We start from the raw sequence: 21,964 nt of genomic DNA on the forward strand, positions 1-21,964 counted from the left end.
ATTTTGCCCCACAATATGGATAGGATTTAAATATATAACAATTATCTGCTTGTGGTTTTGAGGTGATTTTAAGCGTCTCAGAGCCTGCGGAACCTCCCATTACATTAAGCCGGAAATGAACGACATCTGATATATCTCGTCCCTGTCGAAGAGAGAATGGGTGCAAGTAAATTGTTGCTGGAAGTGCTTGAGCTGAAAATACTGAGATCTATTTCGATGATGAGGCAGGCCTGCGTAACGGCAATCGTCATAGAGGGGCAGTGCCTAGACAGATCAGGAGCATGTGGTACAGCTCCTTGGAGCTTGGTGGCGGTTACTCGTTTAAGTGTATCGGTGCAGGTATTCAGCGGCGCCACTAACGCGGAATATCAAATTGGTTTTTTGCCGCAGACTGGTTTTTGCGGCAGAAAATAGTTCTTGGTGGTGGATAAAATGTATATCCAGAAAGCACAGCATTCGATGCATAGTTATCCAGTCACGAGGATGGGCTCGATGTGCTTTACCTTCTTTCCTATTCACCTGAATTGATCTAGGTGAGTGTCAGAGTTGTGATCTCAAGACAGGAGTTCAGAGTCGAAAACCGATGAGAGGCTAGATGAAATTCGAGAGTAAGGTGATTTCGAGCATGAGCGCGCATACTGAAAAAGCCGAAGCCAATCGCTTAATTTTATGAATATCATGACATTTACTATGCAGCAGCATAGCAAATATTTTTATTTGCTGGGTTAATAATATCAGGCAGGTCTCCGTTAGATGCCTTTTGCCCCTTCGGGGGCTTTTTTACCCAGTAATACAATAAATTATAGTTACGGCAATGGGCTTGCCTAGGTAATATCGGCAGCTCCGTGCTATACAATTAGCATAGGAGGAGGTCTCATGGGCAGTCCAAGATATACACCGGAATTTAAAGACGAGGCCGTTCGTCAGATCGTTGAGAGAGGATGATGCAATCAGCGATGTGTTGGAGCGGCTGGGCGTCTCTTCTCATAGTCCGCAAAAGATTAAATTAATTAAATAACCATATATAATTTATAGGTGTACTATCGGTAAACATTTGTTTTATAATTGGAGTGTATTCGTGTTTTCGAGGTGGTGCGCAGAATACCATTCATAGAGTTGCTCATAATAAAATAAAAGGGATTTACTAATGATAGATTATAAGATAGCCCGCTATTGCTGTTTCTCAATTATTTGTGTTTTTAGCATTGCTAACCATATAAAAGCCGATGAATATAAATCTTCAAATCGTATGATTGAAGAGGTTATGGTTGTTGCACAAAAACGTGAGGAGAAATTACAAGATATTCCTATTTCAGTCCAAGCGTTCTCTGAAAACAGGCTTGAGGCGATGGGAATTACGTCGATTGCAGACCTGCAATTGGTTGCGCCTGGTATGAATTACACCGAAACATCCGGTTTTGGAATCATCTATATTAGAGGTGTTGGTTCAGATACATTTTTAATGGGCGACCCCAATGTGGCGACTTACTTAGATGGAGTCTATTTGCCATTTGCTGTTGGACAAAATCAGGAGCTTTTTGGCCTTGAGCGAATAGAGGTGCTTAAGGGCCCGCAGGGGACATTGTTTGGTCGCGGCGCCAATGGTGGTGCAATCAATATCATGACCAAATCGCCTTCGTTAACAGAGTCGGAAATTCAACTAGAGCTGGGCTATGACTCTCTGAATACAACGCAAACGAAAGCCTATTTTTCATACCCCATAGTCGACACGTTAGCAATGTCAATTTCGGCGTCCTACAAATCAGGGGATCATTGGTATGATGAGGAGTCAACTGGAGGTGGTGAAAAGTTACCTCAAGTCTCATCGCAAGCCATGCGTGTAAAATTATTATGGACTCCAGTCGATGAGTTGGAGTTGGGCTTGTCATATATGCAGTCCCTTGAGCAAGGAACCTCCTCTGGCTTACAAGGTAATTCCGAACCGAGCCTGTTAGCGCAAGTTGTAGGTATAACCCCGCAAACAGGATACACCGTTGACAATGATGTCCCCGTGTATTACCACGCCAATAATAAAATAATGAGTTTCACCGGGTTATGGAGCGGAGAAAATCACGATTATAAGTTCCTAGTGAGCCGGCAAGACGGGTCGCCCATGGGCCTGTTTATTGATTTTGATGGAGCGCCACAGCCCGTAGCTTACTTTGGCACCAGTAATGGGGCGGTGAACGAAGTTAAGACTGCCGAGGTGCAAATGATATCTGCGAACGAAGGTTTATTTGGCAGCAACGTTCGTTATAACTTTGGTTACTATTGGGTAAATTGGGTTTCCGCACTAGACCCAGTATTTCTAGGGTTGCTGGGCATAGATCTTTCTACCGGGGTACAAAATTCAACTCTTAGCTTGCCAGCTGGTTTTGTTGGATTATTAGACTCCCTCCTAGAGCCATTATTAGGCTTTGGTACGCCGTCGGGTGCCGTTCGATTGGTGGGTAGAAATACACTCGATTCCCACGCATTATACGCCCAAACATCTATTGACTTTCTTGATGATTTTACATTTACAGTCGGCGTTCGGTACCAAGAAGAAACAAGAACGCTTGATGAATCCAGTTCTTCGCTTGGCGACTCGAATATAGAGCCTGTTGTATTTATACAAAAATATGAAGATATAGAGGATGAGGTGAAAAGCACTAAACCAAAGATAGGTTTAGAGTATCGACCACCGTTTCTGGATGAAGGGATGATATACGCAAGTTGGCAGCAATCGATTAAGGGAACTCAGTTCAACTTGATTAATATTTATGATCCGCCAGAAATGATTTTGCCTGAGGAGATGGATGCTATTGAGCTTGGTATAAAAACATCACCTTTTGGTGCGGGATCAGTATTTAATTTTGCCTACTTTAAATACGACATTGAAAACCTCCAGGTTCAATTTGTCTCTTTGCTTCAAGGTGGGGCGGTTACGCAAGAGAATGCGGGGGGGGCTGCGATAGAGGGTTTTGAATTTGAGTTTCAAACGTTGCTTTTCCCTAGTGTAATCGACAATTTGGTCCTAATTGCTAACGGTACCATGCTGACCACTAAGGAATATACAGAATATCTTAATGGAAGCGGATTCGATCCAAATACAGGGTTACTATCAACCGGCAACGATTTTTCAGGGAATGAGATTGCTCGGGCGCCTGATGCCACCGGGACAGTGGGAATATCAAAAACTACTGAAGTGCCCGGTGGAAGCTTAGAAATCGGCGCAGATTATTACTATAACTCTGGGTTCTATTATCTTGCACAGAATTCGGAAAAAAGCGTAGAGGATGCCTATACGGTATTGAATGCGAGGGTCAGCTATTTTTATCAGCCAGCAAATTTACGTATCACGCTATATGGAAGGAACCTTCAAGGAACAGAATACAATTATGGCCGATTTCATGTAGATTTTGGTACGGCAGATTACAAGGCACCACGGGATATTATTGGTTTGAAAGTAAACTGGCAGTTTTAAAAGGTGAGCTCAAGCCAAAATGCTAAGGTTGATTGGTTCACATCTGATCTTAAACAATCGCGCGAGCCTCTTTTTAGCGCCGTTCGCTCTGACTGTTAATTTTTGAAAATATAGAGCTTGTTTTCCACTAATAAGCTAAGTTCCGGTTATATAGAGCTGTGGAATAGTAGTGCAAGTGTGACTATTTTCAGCAGAGTTCAATAATATATTGCTAACTGTAGTACAGTGCTGTACTATATGTGACATAAAAGAGGCTGTCTGGGAGTTAATCTATGTCTTCAAGGTCAATGGCTAAGGGTGTTTATCGGGACCGCGGAGGCTCTGTGGCTTTGCTTGCAAGCCGTGACGGAAAGGGGGGGGTAGTCTTTCCTGTTATGAGTTGCGGTCAGTCTGAGTGGGAAGGGGTGGTGGAGATCTCTGGAGTTGGTCGTTTGTGGACTTATACTGTCCAAAGGTTTAGGCCTAAGCCTCCGTTTGATGACGGGCGTTCAGATTTGGAATTTGTTCCATATGTCGTGGGTTATGTGTCGTTCGAAGATAGTGGCCTGATTGTTGAGGGCCGGATAGTTGTTGGAGATCCCCGCGAGTTAGAGATTGGTCAGGAAATGTCTATTTGCAAGGTTGTGGTGGCTAAGTCGCAGGGCGAAGACGTAGAGTTATATGCTTTCGCGCCTCATGACGCACAAGGTTAGCATAGAAATAAGCTGGGAGTTATGTATGGTCGGTGTGCAGATAGTGGGTGCGGGGATTCATAAGTTTGGTCGTTCTGACGGTGTATCCGGGTTAGATATGGGGGTTGCGGCTGTTCGTTCTTCTCTGGCTGATGCTGGTATTGATTGGGAAGATGTTCAATTTGTTTTTGGTGGTTCCGCCGACTGTGGTGCTATCGATTCGGTTCTTCCTGTGCTTGGATATACAGGTATTCCGACAATTAACGTTGCAAACGGTTGCGCAACTGGGGGCTCGAGTTTGGTCTCTGCGGTAGCGGCTATTCGCTCCGGGGAATACGAGCTGGGTGTGGTGCTGGGGTTTGATAAGCATGCGCGTGGCGCGTTTAACGCAGATCCGGAATTGTTCGGCTTGCCACAGTGGTATGGGCAGGCAGGATTTATGTTAACAACTCAATTTTTTGCGATGAAGATCAAGCGGTACATGTGGGAGTACGGCATTGATGAAGAAAGTTTGGCTAGGGTAGCTGAAAAGTCGTTTATCAATGGTGCCTTGGCGGAGCATGCATGGCGGCGCACTCCGATCGGGTTCGATGAGATCGTATCGTCTCCGATGGTGTCGGATCCACTGCGGAAGTATATGTTTTGTTCGCCCTCGGAGGGAGCTGTTGCCTTGGTGGTGGCATCTGAAAAATATGTTAAAGAAAAAGGTTTAAGTGGGCCGCATATTAAGGGCGTTTCAATTAAGTCCAGGTTAAAGGGCTCGTTTGAGGTCTTTTCGCCATCTATGCCTTTCGATAGGGATGTCTCGCCTACTGTGCTCGCGGCCCAGGACGTGTTTGAAAAAACCTCGGTGTCTCCACGTGATATCAATATTGCACAGCTGCAGGATACTGAGTCTGGTGCAGAAATTATGCATATGGCGGAAAATGGATTTTGTGAAGACGGTGAGCAATCGGCGATGCTAAAAAATGGCGAGACTGGCTTGCGTGGAAGGCTGCCAATTAATACTGATGGTGGATGTATTGCTTGTGGTGAGCCGATAGCGGCGTCTGGATTGCGCCAAGTTTATGAGAACTATACGCAATTAAAGGGGCGGGCTGGAAAGCGCCAAGTTGAGAGCGTTCGTCTCGCATATAGCCATGTTTACGGTGCCCCTGGGGTATCCGCTGTTTGTATCCTGGAAAAATAGTACATCGTTTTAGGTGGTAATAGATTATTTAGTTAGGAGTGACAAAGTGGCGAATATAATAAAAGGCGTAGCAAGTAAAGTTAGTCCCTTGGTTCCGGACTTACTGGCTCATGATTCGTTTTCTAATGAGGCCCTTTCCGCGGATGGCAATTACATGCCAGAAGGCGTGAATATTGATGTGTCGAAATATATCAGTGAAGACTTTGCTGAACTTGAGAGAGAAAAAATCTGGAAAAAATGCTGGCAGTATGCGGCGCGTGTAGAAGATATACCCAGGGTGGGGGATCGTACCGAGTATACCGTGAGTGGCTTATCCTGCTTTATTGTGCGTGGCGACGACAATGAAATTCGGGCGTATTTGAATAGTTGTCCGCACCGCGGCACCAAGCTGTGTGTTGGCTTTGCCAGTTCAGGCGAAGTTGTTTGCCCGTTTCACGGCTGGAAATGGCATTTAGACGGCAAGATTAAATGGATTCCCAGTGAGTGGGATTTCCAAAGTTGCGACAAAGACGACGCAGGGCTTGTTGAGATTAAGTGTGAGGTTTGGCAGGGCTACATATTCATTAACTTCGATGACAACGCCAAACCCTTAGATAAGTACCTTGGTGTACTGAAGCCACACTTTGCAACACTACCTCAGCTGAACCGCGTTACGATTGCTCGTGTGAAAAAAGTCATTAAGGCGAACTGGAAAGTGGCGATGGAAGCCTTTTTGGAGTCGTATCACACTATTGAAACACATCCGCAGATACTAAATACCTTGGCTGATGCCAGTACCAAATATGATGTGTGGGATGACGCTGTTTCCTCGGTTAGCCGCTTGTACTCACCGATGTCTGTTCCTAGCCCGCATTTGGGGGATGAAGTGGACTTGGCTGAATGCGCCAAAGAGTACGCGAAAGCCATGGAAATGCCCGGGCTAGAACATTTAAATTTTGTGCTCGATAGGAATAGTAACCTGGCGCCTCGGACCCAGGTAGCTAATTGGCGCCGGTCTGTCTTTAAAGAAGTTCTCGGGGTGAATTTAGAAAGCATGCCCGATGCTGCACTGCTGGATGCGATTCAGTACTGGATGTTTCCCAATTTTTGTCCGTGGTATGGAGAGGGTGGCCCCATTGCGTACCAATTCCTGCCAGTGAACGGCAAGACCAATGAATGTGTAATGGAAGTCAGGTTGCTAGCGCCATTGCCTGACGGTGTGCCTCTTCCTGAGGTGCCGACACAAATTGATTATCTGGACGCCTGCGACAGTTTTGCAGAGAAAGCCACTGGGTTTGGAAGCTTGGCCATGGTGTTTGATCAAGACATGATCAATATTCCGGTTATTCAGGAAGGCATAGAAAATGCTTATCATTTAAATAAATCAAAAGTGCGTCTGGCGGATTACCAAGAGCAGCGTATAGCTTATTTTCACGAAGTGCTGGACCGGTGGGTAGCTAAATAATGCAATTGGTAATTGAGAGTGACGGTAAGCGAGAGCTTATCGAAACGCCAGAATTAAAACCAGAAACCTCAGTTCAAATTGATGCATTCAAAAAAGATTTGTTGGTTGTAAAAGATGCGAGTGGAGAGGTCTACGCAATTGAGAATTACTGCCCACATGCGATCCAAAAATTAGCCGATGGGGAGGTGATTGGTTCAATGATTAAATGCAAAAAACATGGTGCAGTATTCAGCTTGGTTGATGGCCGCTGTATCGGTAATGAACGAATTGGTAATCTCAATAAATATTCGGTGTCAGAAGTAGATGGCGCGATAATAATTAAACTATAGAGCTAGTTATGAAATATACGCACGTCAATACGCCCCTTAAGATTGGGCCTGTTGAAATCAAGAATAGAATTGTCCGTCCGGCACACGGGACATTGATTGGGCAAGGCTCCGTTAACGATAATTTAATTGCCTATCATGAGGAGCGGGCCAAGGGCGGTGTTGCCCTGTCTATTATTGAAATTATGGGGGTTCATCCCAGTTCATTAGGTGCATTAAATAGCTATGATCCCTCGCTTGAGGAGAGTTATCCCAAGCTAGTTGATGCCTGCCATATGCATGGAATGAAAGTATTCCAGCAGCTTTGGCACGGTGGCCATAACATTGCGATGCCTTCGGTGGACGGCTCTCCGCCCTGGTCAGCATCGGCAATTCGAGGCCTACACTCTGCGCAGACTCCGACGCCAATGACGTTATCGATGATCAAGGAGATTATCGCATCGTTTGAAGCTGGCGCCAGAAAGTGTGAAGAATGGGGCGTTGACGGCGTCGAAATCCATTGTGCGCATGGCTACTTGCCGGCCCAGTTCTTGTCGCCAGCGATAAATCAGCGCGATGATGAATACGGTGGCAGTTTAGAAAATAGAGCACGGTTTATTATAGAGCTAGTGGCAGCGGTTCGAGCGGCAGTGTCTCCGAATATCGCGGTTGGTGTGCGGGTTGCGCCGGATACTTTAGAGGGTGGTGCGGGTCTTGAGGACTATCAGTACATTGTTAAGACGTTAGAAGAAAAAAAGCTGATTGACTATGTCAATATCTCGCTTGGTAACTACCAGACATTCCCCAAAATGATCGGCGGAATGCATGAGCCGGCGGGTTATGAAATGGATACGAGTTCGGTGATCGCTGCGTCAACCGACTTGCCAACGATAGTTGTCGGACGCTTCAGAACATTGGAAGAAGCCGATCAGCTGATCCGTTCCGGTGACGCGGATATGGTAGGGATGGTGCGTGCGTTGATCGCTGATCCCAACTTGGTGGCGAAATCGTTAGATGATCGAGCAGATGACGTTCGCCCCTGTATTGGCTGTAACCAAGGATGTGTGGCTGGAATATATAAACCCATCATGCCCGTGATGGGCTGCACGGTTAACCCAGCAGTAGGGTTGGAGAATTTTCTTTCGGAAAACCTGATTCAAGCTGCCCAGCAGACTAAGAAGGTCGTCGTTATTGGCGGTGGCCCAGCGGGGATGGAAGCGGCGAGAGTGGCGGCCTTGCGTGGTCATACAGTTTCGTTGTTCGAAGCGAATAAAGAGCTTGGGGGAAAATTGCGTTATGCGGCCCTGGCGCCGACGCGGGCAGGGATTCGTGATATAGCGGTGTGGCAAGAAGAGCAGCTCTATAAGCACGGCGTCGACGTCCATCTTAACAGTTTTGTGGAAATGGCCGATATCACTACATTAAACCCTGACATGGTAATCGTTGCTGTTGGGGCTACACCGCGTAGCGACGGTAAGCAGTTATCGAATCCTGGTGAAGAAATTACGCTAATTAATAATGCACAGCTAAAAACCAGCGTTGAGCTATTTGAAGAAGGCAAAGACTACAGCGGTAAAGATGTCACCGTGATTGATGATCTTGGAGAGTATGAGGCGATTGCCTGTGCGGAGTATTTGTTGTCGATGGGCGCGAATGTAAATTACGTCACGCGACACACCAGCTTTGCGCCTTATGCTGAATATTCATTGATGACAGAACCTGCCCTGAAGCGGCTATACGGTGAGCGTTTCACTTTACATTTACGCAGCCGAGTAACTGGATTTGACGGCCAAAATGTAGCTGTTCTGCCAACCTATATTGACAGAGCAGAAGATGGAATGACCGTGGCAGCTGCTGAGGTTTTCTATATCTCATCTGGCACTAGCAATAGCGAATATCTGAATATCTTTAATGAAACTACTGTTGATATTAAATATATTGGAGATGCAAGAAGCAGCAGAAGCTTAGTGGAGGCTATTGCCGATGGCTATAAAAGTACAATATTTTCCTAATAACATAATGAGTTTAGAGGTTGTTAGACATGGTGATTTTCCGATCGAAGCTAATGTTGCTGCTATTTCTGTGGGGTGGAATAGGTTTACATAGCATTTTCGCATTTGGTAATGAGAAAACAAAGTCCAACCGGATGATAGAAGAGGTTGTTGTTGTTGCACAAAAACGTGAAGAGAAGATGCAAGACATCCCCATTTCGATTCAAGCATTTTCCTCAGATAGGCTTGACGCAATGGGGATTACCTCTATTCCTGATTTGCAGTTGGTAGCGCCGGGTTTGAACTACACTGAAACATCTGGTTTTTCTATTATTTATATTCGAGGTGTAGGTTCAGATACATTTTTGATGGGTGATCCCAACGTCGCAACTTACTTGGATGGCGTCTATTTGCCCTTCGCTTTTGGTCAGAGTCAGGAGTTATTTGGTATAGAACGAATAGAGGTACTTAAGGGACCGCAAGGCACATTATTTGGCCGAGGCGCTAATGGTGGTGCAATCAATATCATGACCAAGTCGCCTTCGTTAACTGAGCCAGAGGTCCAGCTTGAGGTGGGCTACGATTCGTTAAATACCACGCAAACAAAAGCCTATTTCTCCTACCCATTAGCGGACACGTTAGCGATGTCTATCTCGACGGCCTATAAGTCAGGGGATCATTGGTATGATGAAGAGTCAACCGGGGGGGGGGAGAAGTTACCTCAAGTCTCATCACAAGCCATGCGCGTAAAGTTGTTATGGACTCCAGTTGATGAGTTGGAATTGGGCTTTTCTTATATGCAATCGCTGTCGCAAGGTACGTCCTCTGGTTTACAAGGGAATTCCGAGCCGAGCCTGTTAGCGCAAGCTTTGGGTATAACGCCACAAAAGGGGTACACCATTGATAATGATGTCCCTGTATTTTTGCATTCAAATAACAAAATTATGAGTGTTAATGGAGTGTGGGCCGGAGAGCAGCACGACTATAAGTTTCTAGTGAGCCGCCAAAACGGATCACCATCTGGCTTGTTTATTGATTTCGATGGTGCGCCGGAGGGGATTGCCTATTTCGGTACAGCAGATGGATCTATAAATGAGGTTGATACTGCTGAACTGCAGATGGTATCGACGCCTGGAAATTGGGCGGGTAGTAACGTTCGTTACAATCTCGGATATTATTTCGTGAATTGGACGTCTGCGCTTGATCCGGTTTTCTTAGGTTTACTTGCCGTAGACCTCTCTACAGGTGTTAAAAATTCCTCTCTTAGTCTGCCTGCTGGTTTTGTTGGGTTATTAGACTCCCTCCTAGAGCCATTATTAGGCTTTGGTACGCCGTCGGGTGCCGTTCGATTGGTGGGTAAGAATACGCTGGAATCCCACGCATTATACGCCCAAACATCAATTGACTTTCTTAATGATTTTACATTTACAGTCGGCGTTCGGTACCAAGAAGAAACAAGAACGCTTGATGAATCCAGTTCTTCGCTTGGCGACTCGAATATAGAGCCTGTTGTATTTATACAAAAATATGAAGATATAGAGGATGAGGTGAAGAGCACTAAACCAAAGATAGGTTTAGAGTATCGACCACCGTTCCTGGATGAAGGGATGATATACGCAAGTTGGCAGCAATCGATTAAAGGTACCCAGTTTAACTTGATTAATATTTATGACCCACCAGAAATAGTTTTGCCTGAGGAGATGGATGCCATTGAACTTGGTATAAAAACATCGCCCTTTGGTGCGGGATCAGTATTTAATTTTGCCTACTTTAAATACGACATTGAAAACCTCCAGGTTCAATTTGTCTCTTTGCTTCAAGGCGGGGCGGTTACGCAAGAGAATGCGGGGGGGGCTGCGATAGAGGGTTTTGAATTTGAGTTTCAAACGTTGCTTTTCCCTAGTGTAGTCGACAATTTGGTCCTAATTGCTAACGGTACCATGCTGACCACTAAGGAATATACAGAATATCTTAATGGTAGCGGATTCGATCCAAATACAGGCTTACTATCGACCGGCAACGATTTTTCAGGGAATGAGATTGCTCGGGCGCCTGATACTACCGGGACAGTGGGAATATCAAAAACTACTGAAGTGCCCGGTGGAAGCTTAGAAATCGGCGCAGATTATTACTATAACTCTGGATTCTATTATCTTGCACAGAATTCGGAAAAAAGCGTAGAGGATGCCTATACGGTATTGAATGCGAGGGTCAGCTATTTTTATCAGCCAGCAAATTTACGTATCACGCTATATGGAAGGAACCTTCAAGGAACAGAATACAATTATGGCCGATTTCATGTGGATTTTGGTACGGCAGATTATAAGGCACCACGGGATATCGTTGGTTTGAAAGTAAACTGGCAGTTTTAATACATCGGGAGCTATAAAATGAAAAATAAAATTATCTATTTGTTTCTAGTTAAATTTATATTTGGGTTTGTGTGTATTCTTCCCGTATCGGTTATGGCTGATAACGATATGTGGACGGACAAAAAGTATGTATTTGCTTTTGGCAATAAACGGATAGCAAACGACGACAGTGATCTCGATGAGACAATGGGATGGGGAGTCGGATTTGGCTACTTTCTCGACAAATGGTCTGTAGAAACCGTATTTCATGGAGAAGTTGCACAAGATGGGAATGCCGATGGGAGCGATGCAAAAATCAACGGTATTTCAATGCATGTTTTGAAGTTTCCAATTGATAGCGTTCCCGGTGTGTTTGCTAAGTTAGGATTTGGGATTGCTGAGTATTCAGATTTTCCCACCGCAACCAACGATGATGATTATCTGGTTACTCAATTTAAATTGGGTGGAGGGTATATTCATAAAATGCTGATAAACGATTTTGAACTTGGTATCAGATTTGATGCAACGTATATCTACGGGACTCGAGAAGAACGCCTTAATGCTCAGCGGAATGATATCAATTCCCCTCATTTTTATCGAGACATGAACTACTCTTTAGGCGCGGTTATTCCATTTTAAAAGTCAATATTTATATAAATATATCGTAATTCAGGAGGTTTTTAATGTTGAATCCAGATGATTATAGTTTAATCGATGAGGACGTTCAAAAGTGCCCTTTCGATTTTTACAAGGCGATGAGGTCAGAATGCCCAGTGTATGAGATGCCGGAAACAGGTTTTTTCATAGTGAGTAAGTACGATGACTGTATGACGGCATTGAGAGACCCAGCGGTTTTCTCTAGCAAGATGGGCTTTAGGGTTATGGAAAACTCTGAGGAGGTTGATCGAATTCTTGAAGAAGGCGGTTACGGTGACCAAGTGGACACGCTTGTGACCAATGATCCACCGTCGCATACGCGTTACAGACAATATGTAAACCGAGCCTTTACGGCTCAGCGTGTCAGTGGCATGCAGCCGTATATCCAGAAGATTATTTCCGATACGTTTGCAGATATTGGTGATAAAAATAATATGGAAGTGGTAACAGAATTCGCCATTCCCATTCCTATGAAAATTATTGCAGACCAGTTAGGCGTTAGCCGTGACGATATGGGTAAGTTCAAAGAGTGGTCTGACGCCGCTGTTGAACCGTTAGGTGGGCTTATTACGCCCGAGCGTCACATTGAAGTGGCCAAGTTGATGGTCGAGTTCCAGCACTATTTCGCAGATCGTATTAAGGAGCGCCAGGATGCAGAAGAAGGCGTCTACGATGATATGCTTAACGATTTGGTACAAGCCAGAGTGGAAGGGGAGGAGCCACTCGACTATCGGGAGTTGCTGTCTATCTTGCTGCAACTTCTAGTTGCTGGCAACGAAACGACTACTAACACGATCGTCTCTGGTGTGTTGCTGTTGTGTCGTAACCCGGACCTGCTGAATGAAATCTACGAGGACGACTCCAAGGCAGAAAAATTTGCTGAAGAAGTGTTGCGCCTTGAATCTCCAGTGCAGGGCTTGTTCCGTATGACTACCCAGGATGTTGAGCTCGGTGGTGTGAAAATTCCTGAAGGCTCAATAGTTAACCTACGTTATGGCTCCGCCAATCGTGACGAAAAGATATTCCCAGATTCCGAGAATCTAGATCTCGGTAGGAAGGGTATCCGTCGTCATTTGGCGTTTGGGTCAGGCATTCATTCCTGCATTGGATCGCAGCTGGCGAGAAAGGAGCTGGAATATACTTTCAGCTTCTTGGCTAAACAGCTCTCCCACATAGAAATGGATCCGCAAGATCAGTCAGTGGAATATCACCCTAGCTTGATACTCCGTGGCATTAAAAAGTTAGATGTGAGCTTTGTTCGCAGGGAAGCCGGTTAATATTAGTCAAAGTAGGGTAACAGAATGGAACATGATTATGAGGTAATCGTTATTGGTGGTGGAGGGGCTGGCCTCTCTGCAGCCTGTGCGGCCGCAGAGCTAGGTGCTAGTGTCGCTCTTCTCGAAGCTGGGACAACGGTAGGAGGTTCAACGGCCTTGTCAGGTGGTGTTTTCTACGCGGCGGGAACAACCCTACAAAGGCAGGCGGGTATCGAAAACGACACTGCTGATGACATGTATGAATATTACATGACGTTAAATCAACACCGTGTTAACGCACAGAACGTTCGGAAGTTGTGTAATGCTTCTGCCGATGCATTCGAGTGGCTAGTTGAGTGCGGTGTCGAATTCAAGCCAGAAGGACTGTATAAATCGGGTATTGAATCGGTTCCCAGAGGCCATTCTCCCGCGGCGGCTGGTGCGGGGATTACGCAAGCGCTTGAAGTGAGGGCGCGCAACCTAGGTGTCGATATTGCTCTTCAGTCAAGAGTTAAAAGGCTCCATATGATTAACGGTGTAGTCAATGGTATTCAACTTGATGATGGTGGAATTGTGACATCAGCGGCTGTGGTTATTGCCACTGGTGGTTTCGGCCATAACAAGTACCTGCTAAACAAGTATTACCCAGAAGCAGCATCGCAAGGCGATTGGGCTTGGTGTATTAGCGCCAATACATGTGTCGGTGACGGCCTGGAAATGGGGCTCGATGTCGGTGCGGACCTTGATGGTTATAACCGAGGCCTTCTATTACCAACGCCTGGTTTTTATCGAAACCTGGATGTAATGCTACCAAGTTGGCTTATGTTAGTGAATCGGGAAGGACGCCGTTTTGTGTGCGAGAACATTGAATATGCCGTTATGTCGGGCGTCATTTCGTCCCAACTTGGTGGCTCGGCATTTGCGATATTTGACGAAGACTCCAAAAAGAATGGCAAGCCTGATCCTCAGTTTGCGGCTTACTACGACTCGGGCTTCTTGACGTTCAACTGGAGCGATGATCGTATCGAAGAGCAGTTGACAACGGGGAAAGTGGTGAAAGCCGATACGATTGCTGAGCTTGCCGAAATAGTCGGTATCTTACCTCGGGCGTTGGAAAACACCGTTTGCGAATACAATGCAAGTGTCGAGGCGGGTGCTGACGCACAATTTAATAAAACACCAGAACTGATGCGTAAAGTGGCTAGACCGCCATTTTATGCCTGCGAGATCAAGCCGGCTATTGTTTGTTTGACGTCGGCAGGGCTGCGAATGAATGAGAACGCAGAGGTTTTGGACAAATTCGGTGATGTTATTAAAGGTTTGTATGCAGCCGGGGAAGTGACTGGAAGCGTGCTTGGTGAGCGCTATATCGGTGGCGGAAACTCTATATGTAATGCTGTCGTGTTTGGGCGTATTGCCGGTGAGCACGCAGTTTCTGCATGCCGAAGCAACAATAATTAAAAGGGGGTTGAAATGATAGACGATCTAGCAGGTAAGGTAGCCGTAGTCACTGGTGCTGCACAAGGCATTGGGTTGACCGTTGCCAAAGAACTTCTCGCTAAAGGAGTGAAGGTATATCTAGCCGATATTGAAGACGGAGACTTCGGTGGTGTCGCAGAAAAATTCGGAGCAGACAAAGCAATTACTGTAAAGTTGGACGTTACGATTCCTGAGAGTTGGTCTGCGTTGCATGACACTATTGAGGCTGAATGTGATCGCATAGATATTTTAGTAAATAATGCAGGCATTAGTCCAGCGGGTAGCATAGAAACTACTGATTTTGAATTGTGGCGTAAGGTTATCAGCGTTAACTTAGACAGTGTTTTTCTTGGTTGTAATACTCTGCTTCCGCTCCTTAAAAAGTCGTCAAGCGCGTCTATAATTAACTTGTCTTCTCTGATGGGTATTAAATCAGACGCTAATTTAGCGGCATACAGCGCGTCAAAGGGCGGCGTTAGACTTCTAACAAAGTCAATCGCTCTTCATGGTGCGCAATTTAAAATTCGCTGTAACTCTGTGCATCCCGGTGGCGTTCGGACACGCATGTTAGACGAGTTTATTAAGACATTTGGCGACGAAGAAGAGGCTATTAAACTTATTACTGCAAACGTGCCACTAGCCGCTGTTGGCGAGCCAGAAGATATTTCTAATATGATACTGTTCTTGGCATCTGACGCATCTAAGTGGATTACCGGCGCTGAAATGTGTGTGGACGGGGGGGCGACGCTAGTATGAGTACGGTAGTAGGCAGTGATCCTTGTGCCTGGGCGGAGAGCCACGCCTATAGAAGAGGTGTTCAGGAGGAGGCAGATAGTAAAAAGGAAATCTGTCACGTAACATCGGATTATTTGTGGTCGATGAGCGAGGATTGCTTAGATGACGTAGCGATGGTTTTTCACAACGGTCCTGAGGTGACCTACCGTGACTTGCAGAAAACAACGAAAAAAGTTGTTCTTATGCTCCAAGGTCTCGGCCTCAAAAAGGGAGATGTGGTAAGCGCTCAATTGCCTAATTGGGAAGAGTTTGTCTATATAAATTTAGCCTGCTGCACCTTAGGGTTGGTTTTTAACCCGATTATTCACATCTATAGGGGTAAGGAGCTAGGATTTATTCTCGCAGATGCGGGGACAAAATTACTCTTTATTCCCGAAGAATACCGCTCTATGGGTTACGTCGACATGGTTAAAGAGCTCGCGCCAAAAATCGGGAGCCTTAAGCATGTGCTTGTACTTCGCTCTGAGGATACGTCTAAATTAGATCAGATATTTAAATCCTATGAGTTGCTAGTGCAAGGTGTAGATCAGAGTAGCGAATTCTCGGTTCCGGAGGCGCCGGATCCTGATCATGTCAAGATCCTAATGTATACATCCGGTACCACGGGCACCCCTAAAGGTGTTTTACATAGTCACCGCTCGATGGCGGCAGTTGTAGACAATGTTGTAAATTTTAGAGAGATCAATGAATCTGATGTTTACTACATGCCGTCACCATTGGCACACATTACAGGTTATTCGGCGTGTGAAATGATTGTCCGAACATCGTTACATAAGGCGGTTATCCAAGATAAATGGAATAAAAGCGATGCTGTCGATTTTATTCTTGACACCGGGTCAACTTTTACAGTGGGTGCTACACCGTTTCTTGTCGAAATACTTGATGAATGTCGTCGACGGAAAGAGAGACTTCCTACACTAAAATCCTTTGCATGTGGTGGTGCGTCAGTCCCACCAGAGCTTATTCGCTCTGTTTCTGAAATACTCGAAAATTGCCAAGCTTTTCGCGTTTACGGTAGTACTGAGGTGCCGTTGGTGTCGCAAGGCCTAACGGCTCGCTCAGAACTTGAACGTGCCGCTACCACAGATGGTCGCATTTATAACTATGATGTGAAAGTGATTGATGAGAACGGTGAGGATATTACCGCCAGAGAGCTCGATGGGGAGCTCTTGGTTAAAGGCCCGGGTATGTTCCTTGGGTATACTAGCGTCGAACAAACGGAAAAAGCGTTTGATGCATCGGGGTATTTTCATACAGGTGATATCGGTCATGTATTATCGAATGGTGATATTGTCATTACAGATCGTATGAAAGATATCATCATTCGAGGTGGTGAAAATATTAGTGCAAAAGAAGTCGAAGATGTTCTTCACGAACACGAGAACATCAGGGAAGCGGCAGTTGTAAGCCAGCCAAATGAACGGCTTGGTGAAGGTGTATGTGCATTTATTATACTGGCTAGTGATGCAGCGCTTACCTTGGAAGAGGTAAATCAGTACCTTAGACTAAAGGGCTTAGCGAAGCAAAAGCAGCTGGAAAATATGATCATAGTAGACAGTTTCGACAGAACCGCGTCAGGTAAGATTAGAAAAGATATTTTACGGAATATTACCTGGGGAAAATGAGGTGATTGATGGTAGTCGTAAAGTTAGATAAAGAGTTGTGTTGTTCTTATCAATCTTGCATGAGCGAATGCCCAGAAGTTTTTGGAACTGATGATATAGGCGTAGTTAGACTATTGATGACTGAAATTCCAGAGAACTATCGTGAAAAAGTCGAATTAGCAGCATCCGTTTGTCCACAAGGCGTAATAACAATAGAGAGAGCGTAAACATGGCAGATATCGATATTATTTATAAACTTCCCAGTGTTTTTCGGGGAGAGTCACAAAAAGACCTAGATTGCGTCATATTTTTCAATATGTCGCGTCCTATGACACTTATTATCAAGAATGGAGAAGCGGTTGTTGAAGAGGGGGAGCCAGAGAAGCCAACGCTCACATTGGCGATGAAAGATGATTTCCTGATCACACTGTTGAGCGGCAAAGTGGCGGGTATGACTGCGGTTATGACTGGTAAGTTGAAATTTAAGGGAAATATGGCTCTTGCTCAGAAATTATCTAAATTGTTTGACTTAGAAAAACTTTAAATTTAGATAATTAAAAATTCGTTTAGCAGATTTGGAGAGTCAAATGGTGAAGTTAGAAAATAGCATTTTGTTATCAATCTACGAGAAAATGACTCGTATAAAAATGAACGATGAGCGATTTATTGCGGAAATGAGCGCCGGTCGTATCACGATGCCTTACTATTCGGCTCGCGGGCAGGAGTGTATTCCTGCATCTATTTCTGTACTCCTTAATTCAGATGATTATTTGGTCACGATATATCGAGGCATTCACGATATGCTGGCTAAAGGCGTTCCAGCCAAGTTAATTTGGGCAGAACTGGCCGGGCGGGAGACCGGCGCTTGTAAAGGTAAGGGCGGGCCGATGCACATTACGCATCCTGCGACAGGGTGTATGTTAACAACGGGTATCGTGGGTGCTGGGTTGCCGATTGCAACGGGTTTGGCGCTTTCTTCTAAAATGAGGGGAGATCAGCGTGTAACCGTGACTAATTTTGGTGATGGCGCCTCAAATATCGGCGCATTTCATGAATCGCTAAATTTAGCCTCGGTGTGGAAATTGCCGGTTATATTTGTCTGCCAGAATAACCGGTATGCCGAGCACACTAATTTTGCCAAAGGTACTGCTTGTGATTCGGTGGCTAGTCGAGCTTCATCGTATAATATGCCAGGTGTTCAAGTTGACGGTAATGATCCCCAGGCTGTTTATGCTGCTGCAAAAGCGGCGATTGAGCGAGCCCGAGGTGGCGACGGGCCGACTCTTATAGAAGCGATGACGTTCCGATTTAACGGCCATACTATGGGCGATGCGGGCGGATACATCCCTGAAGAAGAATATAAAACGGCGAAAGAAAACGACCCTTATCCTATATTTCGTGCATTCCTTGAGGAAGCTAGCGTAGCGACAGCTGAAGCTCTTAATGAGTTGGACGAGGCGATTTCGCTCGAATTAGAAGAAGCAGTCAGGTTCGCCTACGATAGTCCATTGGTTGACGCGAGCGATGTTCTTAAGGATGTTTTTGCATAAAACGGGGAGAGAATACTGTGCCTAAGAATGAAAATATTATTTCAGCAGTTAATAGAGCTTTGTCATATGCACTTGAGAACGACAAAGATGTGTTTTTAATGGGTGAAGATATTGCTGACGAAGAAGGCGGCGGTGTTTTAAAAGTTACCCACGGCTTGTCTTCGAAATACGGGGCTGACCGCGTTCTGTCTACTCCAATTTCGGAGATGGCATTTACTGGCGCTGGCGTTGGCGCTGCCATTGCCGGCATGAAGCCGGTAGTAGAAATCATGCTAATGAATTTTACTGCAGTATGTATGGATCAGATTACAAATCACGCCGCGAAAATAAGATATATGTCTGGCGGCCAGACTAGTGTCCCAATGGTTATTAGGACCATGACTGGTTCAGGTTTCCAGACTGGTGGTCAACATTCAGATTTTCTGGAAGCGTGGTTTTGCCATACCCCTGGCCTAAAAGTTGTCATGCCGTCTAACGCTAAAGACGCATATGGTTTGCTATTGAGTGCCATCAATGATCCTGACCCGGTTATCTACATCGAACATACCGCATCATACTGGAATGAGGGTGAGGCTGCTGAAGATGGAGAGTTAATTCCTATAGGTAAAGCAAATATTGTTAAAGAAGGTAATGATATAACCTTAATCGGATATAGCCGCTCAATGATGGAAATATCGATGGTTGCTTCAAAATTACAAGGAGAAGGGATTTCCTGTGAGGTAATTGATTTGCGTACAGTTTCTCCGATTGATTATGACACGGTGGTAAAATCCGTCAAAAAAACAGGGCGTGCGCTGATTGCCCATGAGGCGGTTAAGTCTTTCGGTGTGGGTGCTGAGGTTTCCGCGACAATACAGGAGCGAGCGTTTAAATATTTAAAAGCGCCTGTCGCACGAGTGGCTAGTAAGGATACGCCGGTTCCATTTGCAAAAAATCTCGAGACTGAATTTACCTATGCTCTTTCAGATATAGAGAATGCCGTACTAAGTTGTATGAATTATGTGGAGAGCGATAAATGAGTGTTGATATTATTATTCCTAAAATTGGGTTCGCTTCGAGTGATGGGACGCTAGTAAAATGGCACGCTGAGGATGGTGCTCAGGTAAATGAAGGTGATCCACTCTATGATTTGGAGACTGATAAATCGATTCAAGAGATCTTTTCCCCGGCAACTGGAACTCTAAAAATTATTGGTACCGAAGGTGAGGAATATAAGGTGGGCGAAATTGTCGGTGTTGTGGAATGAGTTTCTTGTTAGAAAATATAGAAAACTCTGCTGATTGGCCATTAGAGGATAATGAAAAATATGGTGCTAGCGAGTTAGTCGAGCTATCTCGGATCCAGAGCGTAGTTGGAAAAAACCTGCATAGAAACTGGTTAGCGATTCCTCATGTTACACACAATGAACACATCGTTGTTGATAGCTTCTTTGATGCCAAAACGGACGGGGTGCTTAGTGGTGTTTCTTTTTTGGCGTCGATAGTGAAGGCCACCGCGGTAACGCTGAAAGAATTTCCAAGGTTCAATGCCTCTATCGATGCAAAGGGAAGAGAGCTTTCATTAAAAGAATTCGTCAACATTGGTGTGGCAGTTGATACAGAATATGGTTTATTCGTTCCCGTTGTGCAACACTGCGATACGAAAAGCATGGTAGACATATCAGAAGATATATCAATAATGGCTGGCTTGGCGAAGGAAAAAAAACTGTCGTTTGAAAAGATGCAAGGCGGTACGTTTACCATTAGTTCGCTAGGCAGTATTGGTGGTGTTGGCTTCACGCCGATAATCAATGCTCCGCAAGTTGCGATTTTAGGCGCTTCATCCGTTTTTGATCGGCCGGTAAGACTACCCGATGACACGCTAGGTTGGGAGAAATGTTTGCCTGTATCATTGTCCTACGATCATCGGATTATCAATGGCGCTGATGCCGCCCGTTTTTGTAAGAGACTGGAGCATAATTTCAAACGGCTACTAGGTCGTGGGGAAAGCTAATAGATGAAAATTGATTTAAGTACCTGTGATCTTAGTACGTTTCGAGCGCAAATTGAGAGCTTTGTATCTGGCAATCTATCCTCGTCACTGCAGCAAGCGGGCCGACTTTCAACAAGTGTTTTCTGCGATTTCCGTGCAATGATGGAGTGGCAGAAAATATTACATAGCAACGGCATGGCTGCACCCTCATGGCCAATTGAGTTTGGTGGGTGTGGTTGGGACCCTGAGCGAATTCTTGTTTTCAGGGAAGTGTGTGCGTCCCTGGATGCACCTCAGCTCACTTCAATGGGTATCCAGATGTTGGGTCCGATTTTAATGAGCTATGGCACTGATGCTCAAAAATCTGAGCTGCTTCCTAGAATTTTGAGCGGCGAAGATTTCTGGTGCCAGGGATATTCAGAACCATCTGCGGGTTCGGATTTAGGGTCCCTTTCGACGAAGGCTGAGCGAAAGGGCGATTTTTATGTCGTTAACGGGTCAAAAATTTGGACAAGCTTAGCCCATCACTCGAATAAGATTTTCTGCCTGGTTAGAACGGCGAAGGAAAGAAGCCCGAAGAATAGTATCAGCTTCTTACTTATTGATTTAGATACTCCTGGGGTCGAGGTCCGACCAATTGTGTCGTTAGATGGGGCTGTTGAACAATGCGAAGTATTTTTTACTGATGTGAAGGTGCCAGTGCAGAACATCGTCGGCGAAGAAAACGACGGATGGAAGGTCGCACTTTCTTTACTGGAACATGAGCGTGGCGGCGCGAGTTACTATGTCGGTTTGCAGCGTAAACTTGAACTGATAAAAGAATTCAGTGAGTCTTACTTGGTTGGCAATATCGTTGCGGAAAGATGCAAGGATGAACTTTTAGATATCGAGGCGGACGTGTTGTCACTGACCTATTTAGAGCGGGGAATCGCGAAGTCATCAGAAGGAGATAGCCGGATCGGCGCCCTCAGTTCACTCACTAAATTAATAGGCACTGAATTGGGTCAAAAGTTAGATGAAATTTCTCTTTCCCTTAGAGGTCGAGACGTATTAGTCGTGATGGAACATGAGCTGGATCCTTACTATATTGGTGAGCGTTTGGAGTGTGACAAAGACGCTGCAGCATTTAATTCTTACATCAACAATAGAGCGTCGACCATATATGGGGGGACGGCCGAAATACAGCGTAACATCATCGCTAAGAAAATATTAATGTTGTAAGACAATAGAGAGCT

19 protein-coding genes and 1 pseudogene are annotated in these 21,964 nt (G+C 45.2%); all 20 read left to right on the forward strand.

Annotated elements, in window-relative coordinates; translation table 11 throughout:
* Nucleotides 1–876 precede the first annotated feature (876 nt).
* A pseudogene (locus tag I6N98_RS09015) lies at nucleotides 877–1,000 on the forward strand (transposase); the annotation flags it as partial.
* Nucleotides 1,001–1,147: 147 nt separating this feature from the next.
* Nucleotides 1,148–3,466 (forward strand): TonB-dependent receptor, encoded by a 2,319-nt coding sequence (locus I6N98_RS09020; RefSeq protein ID WP_198571432.1) that lies wholly within the window; start codon nucleotides 1,148–1,150, stop codon nucleotides 3,464–3,466.
* Nucleotides 3,467–3,840: 374 nt separating this feature from the next.
* The gene (locus I6N98_RS18800; protein WP_420496998.1) at nucleotides 3,841–4,158 is read left to right on the forward strand and encodes a Zn-ribbon domain-containing OB-fold protein; all 318 of its coding nucleotides are present in this window, start codon (nucleotides 3,841–3,843) and stop codon (nucleotides 4,156–4,158) included.
* Nucleotides 4,159–4,183: 25 nt separating this feature from the next.
* Nucleotides 4,184–5,326, forward strand: a complete 1,143-nt coding sequence (locus tag I6N98_RS09030; RefSeq protein WP_198571434.1) for a thiolase family protein — start codon at nucleotides 4,184–4,186, stop codon at nucleotides 5,324–5,326.
* Between the two features lie 46 nt (nucleotides 5,327–5,372).
* On the forward strand, nucleotides 5,373–6,770 hold the full coding sequence (locus I6N98_RS09035; RefSeq protein ID WP_198571435.1) for an aromatic ring-hydroxylating oxygenase subunit alpha: 1,398 nt from the start codon (nucleotides 5,373–5,375) through the stop codon (nucleotides 6,768–6,770).
* Nucleotides 6,770–7,099, forward strand: coding sequence for a Rieske (2Fe-2S) protein (locus I6N98_RS09040; protein WP_198571436.1), 330 nt, complete (start codon nucleotides 6,770–6,772; stop codon nucleotides 7,097–7,099). The genes I6N98_RS09035 and I6N98_RS09040 overlap by 1 nt, the downstream gene beginning before the upstream one ends.
* Before the next feature lie 8 nt (nucleotides 7,100–7,107).
* The gene (locus I6N98_RS09045; protein ID WP_198571437.1) at nucleotides 7,108–9,087 is read left to right on the forward strand and encodes an oxidoreductase; all 1,980 of its coding nucleotides are present in this window, start codon (nucleotides 7,108–7,110) and stop codon (nucleotides 9,085–9,087) included.
* A 53-nt stretch (nucleotides 9,088–9,140) separates the two neighbouring features.
* Nucleotides 9,141–11,438: a TonB-dependent receptor gene (locus I6N98_RS09050; RefSeq protein ID WP_232787519.1), complete on the forward strand. Its 2,298-nt coding sequence runs from the start codon at nucleotides 9,141–9,143 to the stop codon at nucleotides 11,436–11,438.
* A gap of 18 nt (nucleotides 11,439–11,456) precedes the next feature.
* Nucleotides 11,457–12,056 carry a hypothetical protein gene (locus tag I6N98_RS09055; RefSeq protein WP_198571439.1) on the forward strand — a complete coding sequence of 200 codons (600 nt, stop codon included), beginning with the start codon at nucleotides 11,457–11,459 and terminating at the stop codon, nucleotides 12,054–12,056.
* 44 nt (nucleotides 12,057–12,100) lie between these two features.
* Nucleotides 12,101–13,351 (forward strand): cytochrome P450, encoded by a 1,251-nt coding sequence (locus I6N98_RS09060; protein ID WP_198571440.1) that lies wholly within the window; start codon nucleotides 12,101–12,103, stop codon nucleotides 13,349–13,351.
* A gap of 24 nt (nucleotides 13,352–13,375) precedes the next feature.
* On the forward strand, nucleotides 13,376–14,791 hold the full coding sequence (locus tag I6N98_RS09065; protein WP_198571441.1) for an FAD-dependent oxidoreductase: 1,416 nt from the start codon (nucleotides 13,376–13,378) through the stop codon (nucleotides 14,789–14,791).
* 12 nt (nucleotides 14,792–14,803) lie between these two features.
* Nucleotides 14,804–15,565: a glucose 1-dehydrogenase gene (locus I6N98_RS09070; RefSeq protein ID WP_198571442.1), complete on the forward strand. Its 762-nt coding sequence runs from the start codon at nucleotides 14,804–14,806 to the stop codon at nucleotides 15,563–15,565.
* Nucleotides 15,562–17,229 carry an AMP-binding protein gene (locus I6N98_RS09075; protein WP_198571443.1) on the forward strand — a complete coding sequence of 556 codons (1,668 nt, stop codon included), beginning with the start codon at nucleotides 15,562–15,564 and terminating at the stop codon, nucleotides 17,227–17,229. Before I6N98_RS09070 ends, I6N98_RS09075 begins: the two co-directional genes overlap by 4 nt.
* 8 nt (nucleotides 17,230–17,237) lie before the next feature.
* Complete coding sequence (locus I6N98_RS18805) at nucleotides 17,238–17,435, forward strand: ferredoxin (RefSeq protein ID WP_198571444.1); 198 nt, start codon at nucleotides 17,238–17,240, stop codon at nucleotides 17,433–17,435.
* Nucleotides 17,436–17,437: 2 nt separating this feature from the next.
* The gene (locus I6N98_RS09085) at nucleotides 17,438–17,752 is read left to right on the forward strand and encodes an SCP2 sterol-binding domain-containing protein (protein WP_198571445.1); all 315 of its coding nucleotides are present in this window, start codon (nucleotides 17,438–17,440) and stop codon (nucleotides 17,750–17,752) included.
* Nucleotides 17,753–17,795: 43 nt separating this feature from the next.
* Nucleotides 17,796–18,758, forward strand: coding sequence for a thiamine pyrophosphate-dependent dehydrogenase E1 component subunit alpha (locus I6N98_RS09090; RefSeq protein ID WP_198571446.1), 963 nt, complete (start codon nucleotides 17,796–17,798; stop codon nucleotides 18,756–18,758).
* Between the two features lie 17 nt (nucleotides 18,759–18,775).
* On the forward strand, nucleotides 18,776–19,777 hold the full coding sequence (locus I6N98_RS09095) for an alpha-ketoacid dehydrogenase subunit beta (RefSeq protein WP_198571447.1): 1,002 nt from the start codon (nucleotides 18,776–18,778) through the stop codon (nucleotides 19,775–19,777).
* Entirely contained in the window at nucleotides 19,774–20,004 is a 231-nt protein-coding gene (locus I6N98_RS09100; protein ID WP_198571448.1) for a biotin/lipoyl-containing protein, read from the forward strand. Before I6N98_RS09095 ends, I6N98_RS09100 begins: the two co-directional genes overlap by 4 nt.
* Nucleotides 20,001–20,750 carry a 2-oxo acid dehydrogenase subunit E2 gene (locus tag I6N98_RS09105; protein WP_198571449.1) on the forward strand — a complete coding sequence of 250 codons (750 nt, stop codon included), beginning with the start codon at nucleotides 20,001–20,003 and terminating at the stop codon, nucleotides 20,748–20,750. Before I6N98_RS09100 ends, I6N98_RS09105 begins: the two co-directional genes overlap by 4 nt.
* A gap of 3 nt (nucleotides 20,751–20,753) precedes the next feature.
* Nucleotides 20,754–21,950 carry an acyl-CoA dehydrogenase family protein gene (locus tag I6N98_RS09110; protein ID WP_198571450.1) on the forward strand — a complete coding sequence of 399 codons (1,197 nt, stop codon included), beginning with the start codon at nucleotides 20,754–20,756 and terminating at the stop codon, nucleotides 21,948–21,950.
* Nucleotides 21,951–21,964 lie beyond the last annotated feature (14 nt).

Origin of the sequence: Spongiibacter nanhainus (assembly GCF_016132545.1) — a bacterium.
GTDB classification, from domain to species: domain Bacteria; phylum Pseudomonadota; class Gammaproteobacteria; order Pseudomonadales; family Spongiibacteraceae; genus Spongiibacter; species Spongiibacter nanhainus.

Coding starts and splice junctions, on each gene's coding strand:
- I6N98_RS09020 (WP_198571432.1), top strand. CDS start 1,148: ATGATAGATTATAAGATAGCCCGCTATTGCTGTTTCTCAATTATTTGT.
- I6N98_RS18800 (WP_420496998.1), top strand. CDS start 3,841: ATGAGTTGCGGTCAGTCTGAGTGGGAAGGGGTGGTGGAGATCTCTGGA.
- I6N98_RS09030 (WP_198571434.1), top strand. CDS start 4,184: ATGGTCGGTGTGCAGATAGTGGGTGCGGGGATTCATAAGTTTGGTCGT.
- I6N98_RS09040 (WP_198571436.1), top strand. CDS start 6,770: ATGCAATTGGTAATTGAGAGTGACGGTAAGCGAGAGCTTATCGAAACG.
- I6N98_RS09045 (WP_198571437.1), top strand. CDS start 7,108: ATGAAATATACGCACGTCAATACGCCCCTTAAGATTGGGCCTGTTGAA.
- I6N98_RS09050 (WP_232787519.1), top strand. CDS start 9,141: ATGTTGCTGCTATTTCTGTGGGGTGGAATAGGTTTACATAGCATTTTC.
- I6N98_RS09055 (WP_198571439.1), top strand. CDS start 11,457: ATGAAAAATAAAATTATCTATTTGTTTCTAGTTAAATTTATATTTGGG.
- I6N98_RS09060 (WP_198571440.1), top strand. CDS start 12,101: ATGTTGAATCCAGATGATTATAGTTTAATCGATGAGGACGTTCAAAAG.
- I6N98_RS09065 (WP_198571441.1), top strand. CDS start 13,376: ATGGAACATGATTATGAGGTAATCGTTATTGGTGGTGGAGGGGCTGGC.
- I6N98_RS09070 (WP_198571442.1), top strand. CDS start 14,804: ATGATAGACGATCTAGCAGGTAAGGTAGCCGTAGTCACTGGTGCTGCA.
- I6N98_RS09075 (WP_198571443.1), top strand. CDS start 15,562: ATGAGTACGGTAGTAGGCAGTGATCCTTGTGCCTGGGCGGAGAGCCAC.
- I6N98_RS18805 (WP_198571444.1), top strand. CDS start 17,238: ATGGTAGTCGTAAAGTTAGATAAAGAGTTGTGTTGTTCTTATCAATCT.
- I6N98_RS09085 (WP_198571445.1), top strand. CDS start 17,438: ATGGCAGATATCGATATTATTTATAAACTTCCCAGTGTTTTTCGGGGA.
- I6N98_RS09090 (WP_198571446.1), top strand. CDS start 17,796: ATGGTGAAGTTAGAAAATAGCATTTTGTTATCAATCTACGAGAAAATG.
- I6N98_RS09100 (WP_198571448.1), top strand. CDS start 19,774: ATGAGTGTTGATATTATTATTCCTAAAATTGGGTTCGCTTCGAGTGAT.
- I6N98_RS09105 (WP_198571449.1), top strand. CDS start 20,001: ATGAGTTTCTTGTTAGAAAATATAGAAAACTCTGCTGATTGGCCATTA.
- I6N98_RS09110 (WP_198571450.1), top strand. CDS start 20,754: ATGAAAATTGATTTAAGTACCTGTGATCTTAGTACGTTTCGAGCGCAA.